Here is a 16055-nt window from a genome sequence, read left to right as displayed (position 1 = left end):
CGCCGAGACGCCGCCGGATCCGGAGGCGTCTCGGATGCATCGCGGCGTCGACAGGACACGACGGCGTCTTCCGCGCCCGATACGGACGCACGGCGGACGGGAGGCCCGTTGCGGGCCCGCCCCGCGCCTCCTGTCCGTCCGCAGTCGGGTCCAGAGCCGCGTCCGCGGACGATCGGCGCGAGCGCGCGCTCAGCCCAGGCTGCGGACGGCCTCGACGAAGGCGCGGATCTTCGCGGGGTCCTTGACGCCGCGCTCCGACTCGACGCCGCTCGACACGTCGACACCGTCGGGGTCGAGTGCCTCGACCGCGGCGACCACGTTCGCCGGGGTCAGCCCGCCGGCCAGGATCCAGGCCTCGTCGACGCCGTCGATCGTGGCCGGGTCGATCAGTCGGCCGCTGCCGGGCACAGCCGCGTCGAGCAGCAGCAGGTCGTGGTCGAACGCGGCGCGCTGTTCGGGCGTCTCGCGCAGGTAGTCCTCGGCCGCGAGGGCCCGGATGGTGAAGAAGCCGGCGTCACGCGCCCGGGCGAAGTCGGACGGCGACTCGCCACCGTGCAGCTGCAGCGTGGTGAGTCCGACCTCGGACGCGATGCCGACGATCTCGTCGATCTTCTGGTCGCGGAAGACCCCGACGGCGTCGATGCCGTCCGGCACCCGCTCCACCAGTTCCTTCGCCAGGTCGGCGGTGACGGTGCGGGGGCTGCCCGCCGCGAAGACGAACCCGACGGCGTCGGCACCCGCGTCGACGGCGGCGTCCACGGTGTCGGGCGTCGACAGGCCGCAGATCTTGATCCAGCGCTGGTCGGTCATGCTTTCCATCTTGCCAGGGTGCCGCTGTCCGCAGCGCACCGGTCTCCGGAGTCCGGAGTCCGGATCCGCGGGTGGGTCAGTGCAGGGCGCCCGCGACGTAGGCGGCCACGCAGGCCGCGGTGACGCCGAACGCTGCGAAGGACCCCACCAGGACGTTCCGTCGGCGCCACCGGCGGACCGCCGAGAACGTGCCGCGCCGGGCGTGGCGGTGGGCAGCGCGGTGCATGCGGTGGTCGCGCTGGTGCTTCACGCGCTCCGGGCCGAGCGGCACGGGGCCGGTGATCTGGGTGGACCCACCGCGCAGCGCGTTGGCGATCGCGACCGCCGTGGGCCGGCGCTCGGGGTCGCGGGCGGTCATCCGGCTGAGCAGCTCGCGCCACTCGTCGGCGACGTCGTCCGGCACTTCGGGGTCTCGGCGGAGCCGGGCGAGCGCTGCCTCGATCAGGGTGCCGGAGTACTCCTGCTTGCCGGTCAGCGCCTCGAGCAGGACGAGTCCGAGCGAGTACACGTCGGTGGCGAAGCTGATGGGCTCGCCGGCGACCTGCTCCGGGCTGAGGTAGGCGGCGGTGCCGATGACCGTGCCGTCGTTCGTCAAGCGGGAGCCGTCGACGAAGTGGGCGACGCCGAAGTCGGTGAGCTTGACGGTGCGGGCGAACCCGGACGAGCCCTCGTCGCTGATCAGGATGTTGGCGGGCTTGACGTCGCGGTGCACGATGCCGCGCGAGTGCACGTAGGCCAGGGCGTCGGCGAGCTGTGCGCCGAGGTCGGCCACCTCGTAGTTGTGCAGCGCGCCCTCGGACAGGCGGCGCAGCAGCGTCGTGTCGGCGATGAGCTCCATCACGATGAACCGGTGCGGGCCGTCCTCGAACTCGTGGGTGCCGGCGTCGTACAGCGGGATCAGGCCGGGGTGGGAGAGCATGCTGAGCAGCCGGATCTCGCGCTCCTGGCGCACACGGTCAGCGGTGGTCATCTTGTCCGGGGTGGCGAAGAGCTTCACGGCCACGGCGCGGTACGTGTGCTCGTCACGGGCTTCGTAGACGGATCCCATGCCGCCGGTGCCGATGAGCTTCACGAGCCGGTAGCGCGCAGCGAGGACGGTGTCCGCCCGCGCGCTGTCCAGCAGGGTCATGGTGTCCGTCGTCCCGTTCCGGAGCCCGTGGTTCCGCGGCCGCTGCCGACGTGTGGACTCACGGGAAACGGTACGCGTCCGACTCTGTATCCGCAGGGGCCGTTACGACATCGTGACCGCCGTACTTCCCCGGTTTTCCGGGGATCTCCGGGGATCTCCGGGGTACAGTCCGACACCCATCAGGAAGACCGAACGCGCAAGGAGGACATCATGGCACTGTCGAAGGGTGACGAGGTGCGCTGGAACACCTCGCAAGGCAAGACGACGGGCACGCTCGTGCGGAAGCGCACGAGCGACTTCGAGTTCGACGGACAGCACTTCAAGCCGACCGACGACGACCCGTACTGGATCGTCGAGTCGGGCAAGAGCGGCAAGCAGGCCGCCCACAAGGAGTCGGCGCTGACGAAGGCCTGAGGGTCAGTCGCGGGCGGGCTCGGCGCGACGACGACCCCGGGCACCGCTCGCGGCCGGGCTGCTGCTGCCGCGGTCGTCGTGGTCGTCGGACCCGCCCGCACGACGCTCGGCCCGCACCCGGCGGAGCCGCCGCACCACGAAGCTCACCACGACCACCGCGATCGCGACGTAGAGCACGCGGTCGATCCACTCGGTGTAGGCCTCGACCTTGTCGTACTGCGACCCGAACGCTGCACCGAGCAGCACGAGTGCACTGTTCCAGATGCCGCTCGCGATGATCGTGAACACCGAGAAGGTGCCGAGGTGCATGCGGTCGGCGCCGGCGGGCAGCGAGATCAGGCTGCGGACGATCGGGATGAACCGGCCGAAGAAGACCGCGCTCTTGCCGTGGCGGTGGAACCAGCCGGCCGCCTTGCGGAAGTCGTCCTCGTCGACGAGGGGCAGCTTGCCGAACCACCGCGTGGTGCGTTCGAACCCGATCTTCGCGCCGAGCCAGTACAGCACCAGGGCCCCGAGGTACGAGCCGATCGTCGCCAGCACGAGGACCAGCACCAGGTTCATCTGACCGGCACCTGCCAGGAACCCGGCCAGCGGCAGGATCACCTCGGACGGGATGGGCGGGAACACCGTCTCGACGAAGAGCATCAGCCCGACGCCCCACTCCCCCAGGGCGTCGATCAGCTGGAGCACCAGGCCGGAGAGCCCACCGAGGTCCGAGGGGGCGGTGGAGTCGCCACTGGCGACGGTCATGGCGCGGGCGGTCACGGCAGTCGTCATGCCCCCAGCATCCCTGAACGCCCTGTCAGGACCCGGCGCGCCACCTGGGTGTCGGCCGAGTTCGTGCAGAGCGACGACCTCGGTTTCGGCCTCGGTGGAGCCGCCCGGTCACGACACCCCGCTCAGCTCCGCGGACTGGTCAGCAAGTGTCGGATGGAACCGGCGCAGACGACGATCCGTGACCAGTCGTTGTGATTCGGCGCGCGTGGCGGGCGAAGGCGACGGGACGACGGACGGGAGGCCCGGTGCCAGCTGGCACCGGGCCTCCCGTCCGTCAAATGGTGGCGTTGACACCGCGAGACACCGTCGTCTTGCTGAAGCGCCCGTGCTCCCGCGAGACGCCCCCGAATCCGACGGCGTCTCGGCGACGCCACGGCGTCTCAGTCGGACGCCGGCGTCTCGCGGATCTACTACGCGGCGACCGGCGCGCGCTGGCCGATCGTCTCGCCGGCCACGGCAGCCTCGCTGCCCGCAGCGGCCTCGTCGACGGGGCGACGACGCACCCACTTCTTCAGGGCGACGAGCACCAGCGCGGACACCACGGTCCCAGCCAAGATCGCGACGACGAACATCAGGACGTCACCGATCGCGAAGAAGACGAAGATCCCGCCGTGCGGCGCTCGTGAGGTCACACCGGCAGCCATCGAGATCGCGCCCGTGATCGCGGCCCCGACCATCGACGCCGGGATGACGCGCAGCGGGTCGGCTGCGGCGAACGGGATCGCACCCTCGGAGATGAAGGACGCGCCGAGCAGCCACGCGGCCTTGCCGTTCTCGCGCTCCGGCTTCGTGAAGCCCTTGCGGTAGAGCACGGTCGAGGCGAGCGCGAGTGCCAGCGGCGGCACCATGCCGGCGGCCATGACGGCGGCCATGATCTCGAACGGCACGACGTTCGTGGCGGTGCCGGCACCGAGCCCGGCGACGGCGAACGCGTACGCCACCTTGTTGACCGGACCACCGAGGTCGAAGGCCATCATCAGGCCGAGGATGATCCCGAGCAGCACGGCCGAGGCGCCGGACAGGGAGTTGAGCCAGGCGGTGAGCTCGGTCATGACCCAGGCGATCGGGCCACCGAGCACCAGGAGCATCAGCCCCGAGGCGATGATCGAGGCGAAGAGCGGGATGATCACGACGGGCATCAGGCCACGCAGCCAGCGCCAGGTCGGGATGCGCCCGATCCAGTAGGCGGCGGCACCGGCGATCAGGCCACCGACCAGACCACCGAGGAACCCGGCGTTCATGAAGACGGCGATCGACCCGGCGACGAAGCCCGGTGCGATGCCCGGGCGGTCGGCGATGGCGTAGGCGATGTACCCGGCGAGTGCGGCGACCAGGAAGCCGAGCGACACCTGTCCGATCTGGAACGCGGCGGCGCCGAGGTAGTACCCGAGGCCCTCCGGCGGCAGGTTCAGCAGCGTGGAGTTCGTGAGCGTGTAGGCGGCGTTGCTCATCCCCGAGTCACCGTGGTCCAGCGCGATGCCGTACCCGGAGAGCAGGAAGCCGAGCGCGATGAGGAGCCCGCCGCCGGCCACGAACGGGATCATGTAGCTGACGCCGGTGAGCAGCCAGCGCTTGAGCGACTGGCCGAAGTGCTCGTTCTTGGCGGTGGACTCACCCTCGACGGCGGCACCACCCTGCACGCGTGCGGCGTGCGGGTCCTCCGAGGCGCGGATGGCCTCGGCGATCATCTTGTCGGGCTCGTCGACACCGCGCTTGACGGGGCCGGACACCAGCGGCTTGCCGGCAAACCGGCCGCGGTCGCGGACGTCGACGTCGACCGCGAACACGACGGCGTCGGCACGGGCGATGAGGGCTGGGTCGAGGGGCTCGACCTGCGAGGACCCCTGCGTCTCGATGTGCATCTCGGCACCGGCACGCTGGGCGGCGGCGACGAGGGCGTCGGCAGCCATGTAGGTGTGTGCGATGCCGGTCGGGCATGCGGTGACGCCGACGAAGACCTTGCGGTCGGCAGCGGGGGCCGCGGCGGTCGCGCTGCCTGTCGTCGCCGGAGCGGAGGCGCTGCTCGCCGTCCCGACGCCGGCCTCGGCCACTTCGCCGCTCACCTCGTCGTCGACCAACCGGACGATCTCGTCGGCCGTGGTCGCGGCGCGGAGCGCGGCGGTGAAGTCCTCACGGATGAGTGCGCGGGCCAGGGTCGAGAGGACCGTCAGGTGGTCCTTGTCCGCCCCCTCGGGCACGGCGATCATGAAGACGATGTCGGCGTCGCCGTCCGGAGCGCCGAACGGCACCTTCCGGGCCAGGCGCGAGAACGCGAGCGTCGGCTCGGACACCGACGCCGACCGGGCGTGCGGGATGGCGATGCCACCGGGGACGCCCGTGCCGACGCTCGCCTCGCGCTTGATGGCGTCGTCGGCGAGCGTGGCGCCGTCGGCGGCGCGGCCGGTCGCGGCGACGCGGTCGGCGAGCACCCGGATCACGTCGGTCGACGTGGCGCCGAGGTCCTCGTCGAGGCCGACGAGCTGTGCGCTGATGAGGCGCGGACTCGAGTCTGCGGACATGTGCTTGCTCCTTCGCAATGGCGCTGATCGCGCGGTGGTGCGGGTGTTCGTGGGGTGATCGGGTGGGGTGGGGATCAGGCGGGTTCCGGAGCCGGGTGCGTTTCGAGCACCCGGACGGAGACCGCCGTCGGGTCGGTGTGGTCGAGTGCCGGAACGTCACTGCCGGGCAGCGCTGCGGCCGCGGCCCCGGTGGCGACGGCCTGTGCGAGACGCTGCTCCGGCGACGCTCCCGCGACCTCGGCGAGCAGGTAGCCGGCGAGCGAGGAGTCCCCCGCGCCGACCGTCGAGCGGGCGATGATCTTCGGTGCGGCGGCGGCGAAGGCCCCCTCGTCCGAGACCAGCACGGCTCCGGCGCTGCCCAGGGTGAGCAGGACGGTGCCGACGTTCTTGCGCCGCAGCCGCTGGGCTCCGGCGACGGCGGCGTCGAGGTCGCGCTCGTACTCCTCGGGGTCACCGCCGACGACCTCGGCGAGTTCCTCGGCGTTCGGCTTCACCAGGTCGAGGTGTTCGCCGGACTGCAGCAGCGCGGTGAACGGCACCCCGGACGAGTCGACGGCGATCCGGACGTCCGCACCGTGGCGGGCACGGACGGCCCGGACGAGCACGGCGAGGGCGTCGTCCGGCAGACCGGGCGGCAGGGACCCGGCGACCACGACCCAGCGGGCGGCGGGGCCGGTGGCGGTCGCGGCGGCGGTGTCGGCCACCAGGGCGGCGAGGTCGTCGAGGCGCCCGGCGAGCGAGGGGCCGGGTTCGTTGAGCTTCGTGGTGGTGCCGGTCGGCTCGGTCACGGTGACGTTCGAGCGGAGCGGTGCCCCGATCGGCAGCGCGGCGGTCGGGATGCCGCGCGTGGCCAGGCCGAGCAGGACCGGGTCGAGCTCGTCGCCGGGCAGGACCGCGACGGTGTCCCCACCGCTCGCGACGACCACACGGGAGACGTTGACGCCCTTGCCGCCGGGCTCCGCCGTGGACCGGGTCGCGCGCTGGACGGCGCCGCGCTGCAGTTCACCGGCGAGCTCGATCGTGCGGTCGAGCGACGGGTTCGGGGTGACGGTGACGATGCGGGCGTTCATGCGACGACCACCTCGACGTCGGCGTCGGCGAGTGCTCCGGCGAGGTCGGCCGGGGGCTCGTCGTCGGTGACGAGCGTGTCGATCTCGTCCAGGCGTGCGAACCGCATCAGGGCCTCCACGCCGTGCTTGGCGGCGTCGGCGAGCACCACGGCGCGTCGGGCGGCGAGCACGTAGGCACCCTTCACGGCGGCCTCGTACTCGTCGGGAGTGCTCAGGCCGAAGCCGGCGGACAGGCCGTTCGTGCCGATGAACGCCACATCGGGGCGGAGCGCACCGATCTGCTCGACGGTGGCCGTGCCGACCGCCGCGCTCGTGACGCCGCGGACCCGGCCACCGAGCAGGTGCAGTTCGAGGTGCTCGCTGTGCTGCAGGGTCGCGGCGATCGGCACCGAGTTCGTGATGACGGTGATCGTCGAGCCGGCGACCTCGGGCTCCCAGCGGGCGAGTTCGGAGGCCACGGCGGCGCAGGTGGTGCCGGCGTCGAGGGCGATCGAGCCGGTGAAGGTGGGCGGCACCAGGCGCATCGCGGCGCGGGCGATCGCCGACTTCGCGGTGCCGTGCTGTCCCTCGCGCTCGGCGACGCTGAGTTCGACGACGCTCGAGCGGCCGACGGGCACCGCTCCCCCGTGCACCCGGCGCAGGACCCCGGCGGACTCGAGGGCGTCGAGGTCACGGCGCACGGTCTCGGTGGTGACGTCGAAGTGCTCGGCCAGGCCTGCGACGGACACGCGACCGGCGGACTGCAGCTCGGCGGCGATGGCGGTGTGCCGCTCGGTTGCGTACATGCCCGAACTCCTTCGTTCCGTTGGGTTTCGAGCACTGTACGTCGCAAACCCACAAGAACGCAACCGTTCCGTCCTGAAACCAACAGGTCCACAGGTGCCGGCCGTCACGCCCGCTGGGTCGCGGCGACCGCCTGGAGGCCCGGTGCCGGTCCGGCGGACCGGCACCGGCCCTCCTGTGCGGACGTCCACCGCACGCGTCAGACGGCCGCCAGGGCGGACGTCGGTGGGATCCTCGCGGCGCGGGCCGCCGGGTAGAGCCCGGAGACCCCGCCGATCACGACGGTGGCGCCGAGCCCGGCGACGACGGCCCAGACCGGCAGCGCGACCGGCCACCCCCGGGTGACGGCGAACACGATGGTCACCCCGACCCCGAGGACGACACCGGCCACCCCACCCAGGAACGACAGCAGCAACGACTCGACCAGGAACTGGTCGCGGACGTCCCGACGACGTGCGCCGAGGGCACGACGGACACCGACCTCGGCGCGGCGCTCCAGGACGGTGATCACCATCGTGTTCGCCACCCCGATGCCACCGACCAGCAGCGCCACCCCGCCGATGCCGACGAGCAGCCCGGTGAACGAGTCGTCGGTGGCGTCCTTCGCCGCCAGCGCGTCCGAGGGCCGGGTGACGCCGACGTCCTGCGGGTCCCCCGGCCGGACCGCGCCGGCGAGCAGGTCCCGCGACCGTTCGACGTGCGCCGGGTCGACGCGTGTGTAGACGGCGGTCGGTGCCCCGTCGAAGCCCAGCTGCTCGGCGAACCCGCGGGGCACGAACACCCGCGAGTCCAGGTCGGCGGCGAGCGCCACGGGTTCGAGCACCCCGACCACCTGCACCCACTGCCCACCGAGCCAGACCCGGCTGTCCGGCCGTGGGTCGCCGATGCCGAGCACGACTGCGGCCCGCGCTCCCAGCACGACCTGCGGCGGGGCGCCGGCGGCGGCGTCGATCCAACGCCCGGATGCGAGCCGCCCGCCGAGCACCCGTGGCACGTCGCCCCACGCAGCGAGGACCCCGAGGCCCTTCGTCTGGGGTGCCGGGACGAAGTCGTTCCGGTACACGCCGGTGTCCGGCACGGTGCCGACCGCAGCAGCCGACTCGACGTCGTCCTGTCGCAGCACCGACTCGAGTGCGGTGGACGGCAACGGCACCGGTTCGCCGAGGCCCTGCGCCTGGGTGAGGGTGAGCACGTTCGTGCCGAGCGTGTCGAGCACCTGGTCGACCTTCGCCTTGCTCGACGACGAGATCCCGACGACCGCGAGCATCGCCGCGATGCCGATCGCGATGCCCAGCGCGGACAGCACGACGCGACCCGGTCGGGTCCGCAGCCCGAAGACGCCGAGGCGGAGCAGGTCGAGTCCGCCCACGGACCGACGGCGGCTCACGGGGCGACCTCGTCGACCGGCGCGACCTCGGGCTCGATCATGCCGTCGCGCATCCGGACCTGCCGGGGCAGCGATGCCGCCAGGTCCAGGTCGTGCGTGATGACCACCACCGTCGTGCCCGCAGCGTTGAGCTCGCGCAGCAGCTCGACGACCGTCGCACCGGACGCCGTGTCGAGCGCCCCGGTGGGTTCGTCGGCGAGCAGGATCGTCGGGTCGCCGACGACGGCCCGCGCGATGGCGACGCGTTGGCGCTCGCCGCCGGAGAGCTGGTGCGGTCGGTGGTCCACCCGGTGTGCCAGTCCCACGCGGCCCAGGGCCTCGACGGCCAGGCGGTGCCGCTCGCGCCGGGGGACCCCCCGGTAGAGCAGGCCGTCGGCGACGTTCTCGGCGGCGGTCGCCCCGGCCTGCAGGTGGAAGTGCTGGAAGACGAACCCGATGTGGTCGGCACGCAGGCCGGACAGATCGTCGTCGGACATCGTCGCGACGTCGTTGCCGGCGATCGTCACCGTGCCCGAGGTGGGACGGTCGAGCGTGCCGACGACGTTGAGCATCGTCGACTTGCCCGAGCCCGACGGGCCGACGACCGCGACGAGCTCCCCCGCGCCGACGTCGAGCGACACACCGCGCAGGGCTCCGACGTCGCCGTGGGTCTTCGTGACGTCCCGGAGCGACAGGACGGCGGCCGCCGGCAGGACGGCCGCGGCGGGCACGGCGGCCGGGACGGGCACGGCGGGAACGGCGGGAACGACGGCGCTCATCCGGGCACCACCACCCGGTCGCCCGCGGTCAGGGCGCCGGTGACCGCGACCCGCCCGTCGGCGCTGAAGCCGGGCTCGACCCGGACCCGCTCGGTCGTGCCGTCCCGCTGCACGACGTCGACGGCGTACCTGCCACCGGCACCCGCGACGAGGGCGGCGACCGGCACGGACAGGACGTCGTGCTCGGTGGCGCCCTCCGCGTCGACCTGCGCGGACGCGGCCTCGGGCAGGGACCGCTTGCCCGGGTCGAACGACACCGAGACGTCGACGGCCGTGCCGCCGTCCTCGCTCGTCGTCGGCTGCACGTCGACGACGGAACCGGGCATGGCCGCACCGGCGCCGTTCACCCGGACCTCGACGTCGGTGCCGACGGCGAGCCGCTCGGCATCGCGCTGCGGCACGGTCGCCGTGACGACCCGCCGGGTGCTCGTGACCTGCAGCACGTCGGTCGTCGCGCCCGCGCTGCCGATACCGGCGCCCGCTCCCGCCGGACCGTCGCCGGCCGCTGCACCAGCACCACCCGCGGCCGCTCCCGCACCACCGGCGATCCGCTCGCCGAGCCGCCCCTCGACCGAGGCGACCCGGACCGCGCCGTCCACGAAGGCGACGTCGTCCGCAGTGAGCACCCCGGTGCCCTCGTGTCCCCGGTCCTCGTGCCACTGCCGGACTGCTCGCTCGGTCCGCGGGCCGAACCGGTCGTCCACCGACACGTCGTACCCGAGCGCTGCCAGGTTCTCGTTGAGCTGCCTGACGTCCGCGCCCTGCAGCCCCCGCTCCAGGTCGCGCCAGAGCGGCACGGTGCCGTACATCGACCGGACGTCCCGCTCGTCGACGGCGTACAGCGCCCCGTCGCGTTCGACCACGTCGCCGACCCGGGGCAGCCAGGTGATCGTGCCGGCGGCTGCACCGGGGACCCCCGAGGCCGCGCCGTACCCGAGCGTCCCGGCGAACACCTTCGAATCCGTCAGGTCACCGCGCGTGACGGTGCCGGTGGCTCCGGCGGGTGCAGTCCCGCCGCGCGACGCACTGCTGGCCGAGGCGCCCGCACCGTTCGGCGCCACGGCGAGGGCCCACGTCCCGACCCCCGCGGCCACCGCTGCGACGAGGCACCCCGACATGATCACCCGGCGACGGGCGCGTCGGTGGGTCACGACCCGGCTCCGCCCTGGACAGCCTCGAACGCCGCGTCGGTGCACGGCCCGGCGGCCTCGTCGAACGCCTGTTGGTCGTCCGGCTGGAACCGCATCTGCGCGTCCTGGTCGTCCGGGTAGTCCGGGAACCCCTGCTCCCGCAGGCACTCCGCCGTCCTCCGGGCGATCTCCTCGGTGCCGGGCATCGGTTGCGCGGCCTGCGCGTCACCCGCGGCCGCAGAGTCGTCGAGGCAGCCCTTGAGGTCGTCCTGGTACTGCTCGGGGTCGACGCCGTCCGGTGCGCTGAGCTGCATCGACCCGCCGCCGGTGCCGGGGTCCGGCATGTCGTAGCCGCGGTCGCGCATGCACTCGGCGAGGGCGACGCCGGGTGCCGCGCCCCCGGAGGCGGTCGTCGCGTCGTCGTCGGGTGCCGGGTCGGAGCAGCCGGCCAGCAGCAGGGGCAGCAGGACGACGGCCGCGGCCACGCTCATCAGGGACCGGGTGCGACGGGTGGTCGTCATCGTGGTGTGGTTCATGCCTCCAGCACAGCGGACGGGCTGTTTCGCCCCGCGTGCACGTCGGGTTGCACCGGCGAAACACCGACCCGGACGAGCAGCCCACCGGTCGGCCGTGCGGTGATCGACAGCGTCCACCCGTGCGCGTGCACGATCGCGGCCACGATCGACAGGCCCAGACCGCTGTGCTGCCCACGTCCGGCGTCCGCGCCGCCGCGACGGAAGGGTTCGACGAGCAACGCCGCCTCGTCCGCCGCGACCACCGGCCCGTCGTTCTCGACCACGAAGCCGTCCGGTTCCGTCGTCACCCGCACGGCACCGCCGGGTTCGTTGTACTCGACGGCGTTGCCGACGAGGTTGCCGAGCAGCTGCCGCAGCAGCGTCGGCTCGCCGGACACGACCAGGCTGCCAGGAGGCCCGGTCCGGCGTTCGTGGGTCAGCGTCACTCCCGCCTCGGCCGCGTCCCGGGCCGCGCTCGCGACGACCTCGTCGGTCACCTCGACGAGGTCGACGGCCCGTGTCGCGCCCGCCAGGCCGCGGTCGGCCTCGGCGAGCACGAGCAGCGACGCGACCAGCCGCTCGGTCCGCCGGTTCTGCTCGAGCAGCTCGGCGCGGACGGCACGCACCTCGGCCGGGTCGGCGTCGTCGTGCAGCCCGATCTGCACCGCGGCGCGTTGCACTGCCAGGGGCGTCCGGAGTTCGTGGGACGCCTGGGCGACGAACCGTCGCTGGCTCTCGAACGCGGTCTCCAAACGGGCCAGCAGGTCGTCGACCGTCCGCGAGAGCCGTCGGAGCTCGTCGTCGGGTCCGCCCAGGGCGATGCGCTCGTGCAGGTTCGACGCGGAGATCCGGTTCGCGGTCGCCGTGATCCGGTCGATGGGACGGAGCACCCGGCGGCTGACGATCCAACCGATGCCGCCGGCAGCGATCCCGGCACCGGCGGTCCCGATCGCGGACCACTGCCACTGCTGCACCGCGACGAGGCGGATCACCGCCACGGCACCGGTGCGCTCGTCCGCCGCCGCTGGGTCCACCGCGAGCGGGGCCGGAGCGGTCGTGGCGCTGTCCGATCCGGACGGTGGTCGCTCGACGGCCGCCGTGTCGAGACCCGCGCCGACGCCCGCCAGGGACATGGTGTTCGTGAAGACCACGACCCCGGTCGCGAGCGCCATGGCCGCCAGCGCGAACGTCAGGGCCGTCCGGGTCCGGATGCTCCAGCCTCGGGCCCACCGACTCACAGCGAGTAGCCCTGGCCGGGCACCGTCCGGATCGGGTCCGGGTCCCCGAGTTTCCGGCGCAGCTTCGACATCGTCACGCGGACCGCGGCGGTGAACGGGTCGGTGTTCACGTCCCAGACCTTCTCGAGCAGGTGCTCGGCGGAGACGATGCGACCGTCCGCGCGGAGCAGGGTCTCGAGCACCCCGAACTCCTTCGACGTCAGGTCGAGCGGGTGACCGTCACGCGTGGCCATCCGCCGGTTCGTGTCGACGACGAGTCCCGCGCGTTCGAGCACGGGGGCGACGGGTGGGACGCTCCGCCGACCGAGCGCGCGGACCCGGGCGACGAGTTCCGGGTACTCGAACGGCTTGGTCAGGTAGTCGTCCGCACCGAGCTCGAGCCCCTGCACCCGGTCGCGCAACGTGGTCGCTGCGGTGAGCAGGAGGATCCGTGTGAGTGCGCCACGAGCGGTGAGACGCCGTGCGACCTCGTCGCCGTGCAGCCCGGGGACGTCGCGGTCGAGCACGACGACGTCGTAGTCGTGCACCGCCAGCAGCTCGTCGGCGTCGTCGCCTCGGTAGGCGACGTCCACCGCCATGTCCTGTCGGGTCAGGCCCGTCGCGATCAGGTCGGCGAGGGCCCGTTCGTCGTCCACCACGAGTACGCGCATCGATACATCACACGTGACGTACCTGTACTGGACCTGGGAGGCAGATCAGGCGTCGAACGGCACCTCGCCGTGGTCGCTGACGCCGGCGCGCTGCCGGTAGGACAGGTGTCCGCCCAGGTACCCGCCGACACTCACGACGGCGAGCCCGGCGAAGCCGAGCAGCTTGCCGGCCCCGTGGTTGCCGCGCTTCCGCTGCAGCCACGACAGGCCGTACAGCGACAGTCCGGTCCAGTTCACGGCCTGGTGCACCCATCCGGTGCGGAGCTGCTCGCGGTCCAGTTCCGACCAGTCGACGTAGCCGGCGACCGAGGCGCTGCTCGCCGAGACGACCCCGACGCCGACCAGGGTCTTGGCGGCCTTCGCGTTGCCCTTCCCGCCGAGCAGGTCGAGCACCGCGGCGGAGATCCAGGCGCCGAGCGGCACCTGCACCATGAGCGGGTGGATCGGGTGACCGAACGGGACTCCGTGCAGCAGCTGACGCAGGGCTTTCGGCTTGGCCAGGGCATTCACGACGGCACGGTCGATGTCGACGGCCTTGTCGAGTACGCTGGCGTGCTCGACGGCGTCGGTGAGGCGGCGGAGCGCGCGGATCGCAGGCATGCTCTGCAGCCAACACCCTGGAGGCCCGGCACCGGTCTCAGGAACCGGTGGCGGGCCTCCCGTCCGTCTTGGTGGGCTACTCCTCGACGATCTCGGCCAGCTCGAAGGGCTCGACCGTCAGGCCGTCGCCGTCCGCGGCGACGTCCACCCGGACGGTGTCGCCGTCACGGACGTCACCCGACAGGATCGCGCGGGCCAACCGGTCGTCGATCTGCCGCTGCATCAGGCGACGCAGCGGCCGCGCACCGTAGAGCGGGTCGTACCCGCGTTCCGCGAGCCAGCCGCGCGCCTCGGGGGTGACCGCGAGCTCGAGCCGACGGTCGGTCAGGCGACGAGCCAGCCGGTCGACGTAGAGCGACACGATCTGTCCGAGGTCCTCGGCGGTCAGGGCCTGGAACACCACGATGTCGTCGAGGCGGTTGATGAACTCGGGGCGGAACGCCTGCTGCACGAGCTCACGGACCGCCTCCTCCCGCTGCACGTCACTCAGGGACAGGTCCGTCATGAACTGCGACCCGAGGTTCGACGTCAGCACCAGGATCGTGTTCCGGAAGTCGACCGTGCGGCCCTGGCCGTCGGTGAGCCGTCCGTCGTCGAGCACCTGGAGCAGCACGTCGAACACCTCGGGGTGGGCCTTCTCGATCTCGTCGAGCAGGATCACCGAGTACGGACGACGCCGGACGGCCTCGGTGAGCTGCCCACCGGCCTCGTACCCGACGTACCCGGGCGGGGCACCGATCAGGCGGGCCACGGAGTGCTTCTCGCCGTACTCGCTCATGTCGATCCGGACGAGGGCCTTCTCGTCGTCGAACAGGAACTCGGCGAGCGCCTTGGCCAGCTCGGTCTTGCCGACGCCCGTCGGGCCGAGGAACAGGAACGAACCGGTCGGACGGTCCGGGTCGGAGATGCCGGCGCGGGTGCGCCGGACGGCCTCGGACACGGTGGTCACGGCCGTGCGCTGCCCGATGATGCGGCGGCCGAGCTCGCTCTCCAGGTGCAGGAGCTTCTCGGTCTCGCCCTGCAGCAGTCGGCCGAGCGGGATGCCCGTCCACTGCGCGATGACGGCGGCGATGTCCTCGTCGGTGACGCTGTCGTTCACCATCCGGTCGGCGCTCTCGGCCTGTTCGGCGGCGGCGAGCTCGGCCTCGATGCGGGGCTTCTCGCCGTACTCCAGGCGGGAGACGAGTTCGTAGTCGGCCTCGCGCTGGGCTCGCTGCGACCGCATGTTCAGGTCGTCGAGCTGCTGCTTGAGCTCACCGATGCGGTTCAGGCTCGCGCGCTCGGCCTGCCAGCGCTGCTCGAGCTCGGCCAGCCGGGCCCCGCGCGTGTGCAGCTCGTTGCGCAGGGTCTCGAGGCGGGCCTTGGAGGCGTCGTCCTTCTCCTGCTTGAGCGCGAACTCCTCGACGCGCAGACGGTCGACGTTCCGCTTCAGCTCGTCGATCTCGACGGGGCTGGAGTCGATCTCCATGCGGAGTCGACTGGCGGCCTCGTCGATCAGGTCGATGGCCTTGTCGGGCAGCTGGCGGCCGGAGATGTACCGGTTCGACAGGCTCGCGGCGGCGACCAGTGCGGAGTCGTTGATCGTCACCTTGTGGTGCGCCTCGTAGCGTTCCTTGAGCCCGCGGAGGATCGCCACGGCGTCCTCGACGCTGGGCTCACCGACGTAGACCTGCTGGAAGCGACGCTCGAGGGCGGCGTCCTTCTCGATGTACTCGCGGTACTCGTCGAGGGTCGTCGCACCGATGAGCCGGAGCTCACCGCGGGCGAGCATCGGCTTGAGCATGTTCGACGCCGCGACGGACCCCTCGCCGCCACCGGCCCCCATCAGCGTGTGCAGCTCGTCGATGAACGTGATGACCTGCCCGTCGGAGTCGTTGATCTCCTTGAGCACGGCCTTCAGCCGCTCCTCGAACTCGCCGCGGTACTTGGCGCCGGCGATCAGGGCGGAGATGTCGAGCGAGATGAGCCGCTTGTCCTTGAGGGAGTCGGCGACGTCGCCGGCGACGATGCGCTGCGCGAGCCCCTCGACGACGGCGGTCTTGCCGACGCCGGGCTCGCCGATGAGCACCGGGTTGTTCTTGGTGCGGCGCGTGAGCACCTGGGACACGCGCCGGATCTCGGAGTCACGTCCGATCACGGGGTCGAGCTTGCCGCTGCGGGCGATCGCCGTGAGGTCGATGCCGTACTGCTCGAGGGCGGTCTTCTGTCGTTCTTGCGAGTCAGGAGCGCCCTGGAGGTTCGCCATGCGTTCCGTCCTTTCGTTGCGGTGGTCCTG

At 72.4% G+C, this 16055-nt stretch carries 15 protein-coding genes; 1 reads left to right on the top strand and 14 read right to left on the bottom strand.

Annotated elements, in window-relative coordinates; translation table 11 throughout:
• Positions 1 to 189 precede the first annotated feature (189 nt).
• Together QRN30_RS00775 and QRN30_RS00770 are read right to left on the bottom strand one after the other, a co-directional pair.
• Positions 190 to 810 (bottom strand): phosphoribosylanthranilate isomerase, encoded by a 621-nt coding sequence (locus QRN30_RS00775; protein WP_017886354.1) that lies wholly within the window; start codon positions 808 to 810, stop codon positions 190 to 192.
• Positions 811 to 886: 76 nt separating this feature from the next.
• Positions 887 to 1939: a serine/threonine-protein kinase gene (locus QRN30_RS00770; RefSeq protein WP_051067362.1), complete on the bottom strand. Its 1053-nt coding sequence runs from the start codon at positions 1937 to 1939 to the stop codon at positions 887 to 889.
• A gap of 210 nt (positions 1940 to 2149) precedes the next feature.
• On the opposite strand from QRN30_RS00770, the gene QRN30_RS00765 reads away from it, so the two are divergent.
• Positions 2150 to 2353, top strand: a complete 204-nt coding sequence (locus QRN30_RS00765) for a hypervirulence associated TUDOR domain-containing protein (protein WP_017886355.1) — start codon at positions 2150 to 2152, stop codon at positions 2351 to 2353.
• Between the two features lie 3 nt (positions 2354 to 2356).
• Here QRN30_RS00765 and QRN30_RS00760 read toward each other — a convergent pair whose 3' ends face one another.
• The 12 genes from QRN30_RS00760 to QRN30_RS00705 form a co-directional block, all read right to left on the bottom strand.
• Positions 2357 to 3130, bottom strand: coding sequence for a DedA family protein (locus QRN30_RS00760; RefSeq protein ID WP_228499450.1), 774 nt, complete (start codon positions 3128 to 3130; stop codon positions 2357 to 2359).
• A gap of 410 nt (positions 3131 to 3540) precedes the next feature.
• Complete coding sequence (locus QRN30_RS00755; RefSeq protein WP_071250539.1) at positions 3541 to 5649, bottom strand: PTS fructose transporter subunit IIABC; 2109 nt, start codon at positions 5647 to 5649, stop codon at positions 3541 to 3543.
• A 74-nt stretch (positions 5650 to 5723) separates the two neighbouring features.
• Positions 5724 to 6719, bottom strand: a complete 996-nt coding sequence (locus QRN30_RS00750) for a 1-phosphofructokinase family hexose kinase (RefSeq protein WP_042538717.1) — start codon at positions 6717 to 6719, stop codon at positions 5724 to 5726.
• Positions 6716 to 7504 carry a DeoR/GlpR family DNA-binding transcription regulator gene (locus QRN30_RS00745; RefSeq protein ID WP_042538715.1) on the bottom strand — a complete coding sequence of 263 codons (789 nt, stop codon included), beginning with the start codon at positions 7502 to 7504 and terminating at the stop codon, positions 6716 to 6718. The genes QRN30_RS00750 and QRN30_RS00745 overlap by 4 nt, the downstream gene beginning before the upstream one ends.
• Positions 7505 to 7701: 197 nt before the next feature.
• Complete coding sequence (locus tag QRN30_RS00740) at positions 7702 to 8889, bottom strand: ABC transporter permease (RefSeq protein ID WP_231564064.1); 1188 nt, start codon at positions 8887 to 8889, stop codon at positions 7702 to 7704.
• On the bottom strand, positions 8886 to 9647 hold the full coding sequence (locus QRN30_RS00735) for an ABC transporter ATP-binding protein (protein WP_274007638.1): 762 nt from the start codon (positions 9645 to 9647) through the stop codon (positions 8886 to 8888). The genes QRN30_RS00740 and QRN30_RS00735 overlap by 4 nt, the downstream gene beginning before the upstream one ends.
• Entirely contained in the window at positions 9644 to 10798 is a 1155-nt protein-coding gene (locus QRN30_RS00730) for a peptidoglycan-binding protein (RefSeq protein ID WP_284760045.1), read from the bottom strand. Before QRN30_RS00730 ends, QRN30_RS00735 begins: the two co-directional genes overlap by 4 nt.
• Positions 10795 to 11313 carry a hypothetical protein gene (locus QRN30_RS00725; RefSeq protein WP_056069528.1) on the bottom strand — a complete coding sequence of 173 codons (519 nt, stop codon included), beginning with the start codon at positions 11311 to 11313 and terminating at the stop codon, positions 10795 to 10797. The genes QRN30_RS00730 and QRN30_RS00725 overlap by 4 nt, the downstream gene beginning before the upstream one ends.
• A complete protein-coding gene (locus QRN30_RS00720) occupies positions 11310 to 12530 on the bottom strand; it encodes a sensor histidine kinase (protein ID WP_159557248.1) in 1221 nt (406 codons plus the stop codon). Before QRN30_RS00720 ends, QRN30_RS00725 begins: the two co-directional genes overlap by 4 nt.
• Positions 12527 to 13180: a response regulator transcription factor gene (locus tag QRN30_RS00715; protein ID WP_159557250.1), complete on the bottom strand. Its 654-nt coding sequence runs from the start codon at positions 13178 to 13180 to the stop codon at positions 12527 to 12529. Before QRN30_RS00715 ends, QRN30_RS00720 begins: the two co-directional genes overlap by 4 nt.
• 45 nt (positions 13181 to 13225) lie before the next feature.
• The gene (locus tag QRN30_RS00710) at positions 13226 to 13780 is read right to left on the bottom strand and encodes a DUF2231 domain-containing protein (RefSeq protein ID WP_284760044.1); all 555 of its coding nucleotides are present in this window, start codon (positions 13778 to 13780) and stop codon (positions 13226 to 13228) included.
• Between the two features lie 76 nt (positions 13781 to 13856).
• A complete protein-coding gene (locus QRN30_RS00705) occupies positions 13857 to 16025 on the bottom strand; it encodes an ATP-dependent Clp protease ATP-binding subunit (RefSeq protein ID WP_082046896.1) in 2169 nt (722 codons plus the stop codon).
• Positions 16026 to 16055 lie beyond the last annotated feature (30 nt).

Source organism: Curtobacterium sp. MEB011, from assembly GCF_030209655.1.
Classification (GTDB): domain Bacteria; phylum Actinomycetota; class Actinomycetes; order Actinomycetales; family Microbacteriaceae; genus Curtobacterium; species Curtobacterium poinsettiae.
Note: the sequence above shows the minus strand (reverse complement) of the source record. Positions and strands in the feature narration are given on the sequence as shown.

Bases quoted from the DNA above. Each gene is read 5' to 3' on its own strand.
- QRN30_RS00735 (WP_274007638.1), bottom strand. From the start codon at position 9,647: ATGAGCGCCGTCGTTCCCGCCGTTCCCGCCGTGCCCGTCCCGGCCGCC.
- QRN30_RS00770 (WP_051067362.1), bottom strand. From the start codon at position 1,939: ATGACCCTGCTGGACAGCGCGCGGGCGGACACCGTCCTCGCTGCGCGC.
- QRN30_RS00765 (WP_017886355.1), top strand. From the start codon at position 2,150: ATGGCACTGTCGAAGGGTGACGAGGTGCGCTGGAACACCTCGCAAGGC.
- QRN30_RS00705 (WP_082046896.1), bottom strand. From the start codon at position 16,025: ATGGCGAACCTCCAGGGCGCTCCTGACTCGCAAGAACGACAGAAGACC.
- QRN30_RS00715 (WP_159557250.1), bottom strand. From the start codon at position 13,180: ATGCGCGTACTCGTGGTGGACGACGAACGGGCCCTCGCCGACCTGATC.
- QRN30_RS00775 (WP_017886354.1), bottom strand. From the start codon at position 810: ATGACCGACCAGCGCTGGATCAAGATCTGCGGCCTGTCGACGCCCGAC.
- QRN30_RS00755 (WP_071250539.1), bottom strand. From the start codon at position 5,649: ATGTCCGCAGACTCGAGTCCGCGCCTCATCAGCGCACAGCTCGTCGGC.
- QRN30_RS00760 (WP_228499450.1), bottom strand. From the start codon at position 3,130: ATGACGACTGCCGTGACCGCCCGCGCCATGACCGTCGCCAGTGGCGAC.
- QRN30_RS00745 (WP_042538715.1), bottom strand. From the start codon at position 7,504: ATGTACGCAACCGAGCGGCACACCGCCATCGCCGCCGAGCTGCAGTCC.
- QRN30_RS00710 (WP_284760044.1), bottom strand. From the start codon at position 13,780: ATGCCTGCGATCCGCGCGCTCCGCCGCCTCACCGACGCCGTCGAGCAC.
- QRN30_RS00750 (WP_042538717.1), bottom strand. From the start codon at position 6,719: ATGAACGCCCGCATCGTCACCGTCACCCCGAACCCGTCGCTCGACCGC.
- QRN30_RS00725 (WP_056069528.1), bottom strand. From the start codon at position 11,313: ATGAACCACACCACGATGACGACCACCCGTCGCACCCGGTCCCTGATG.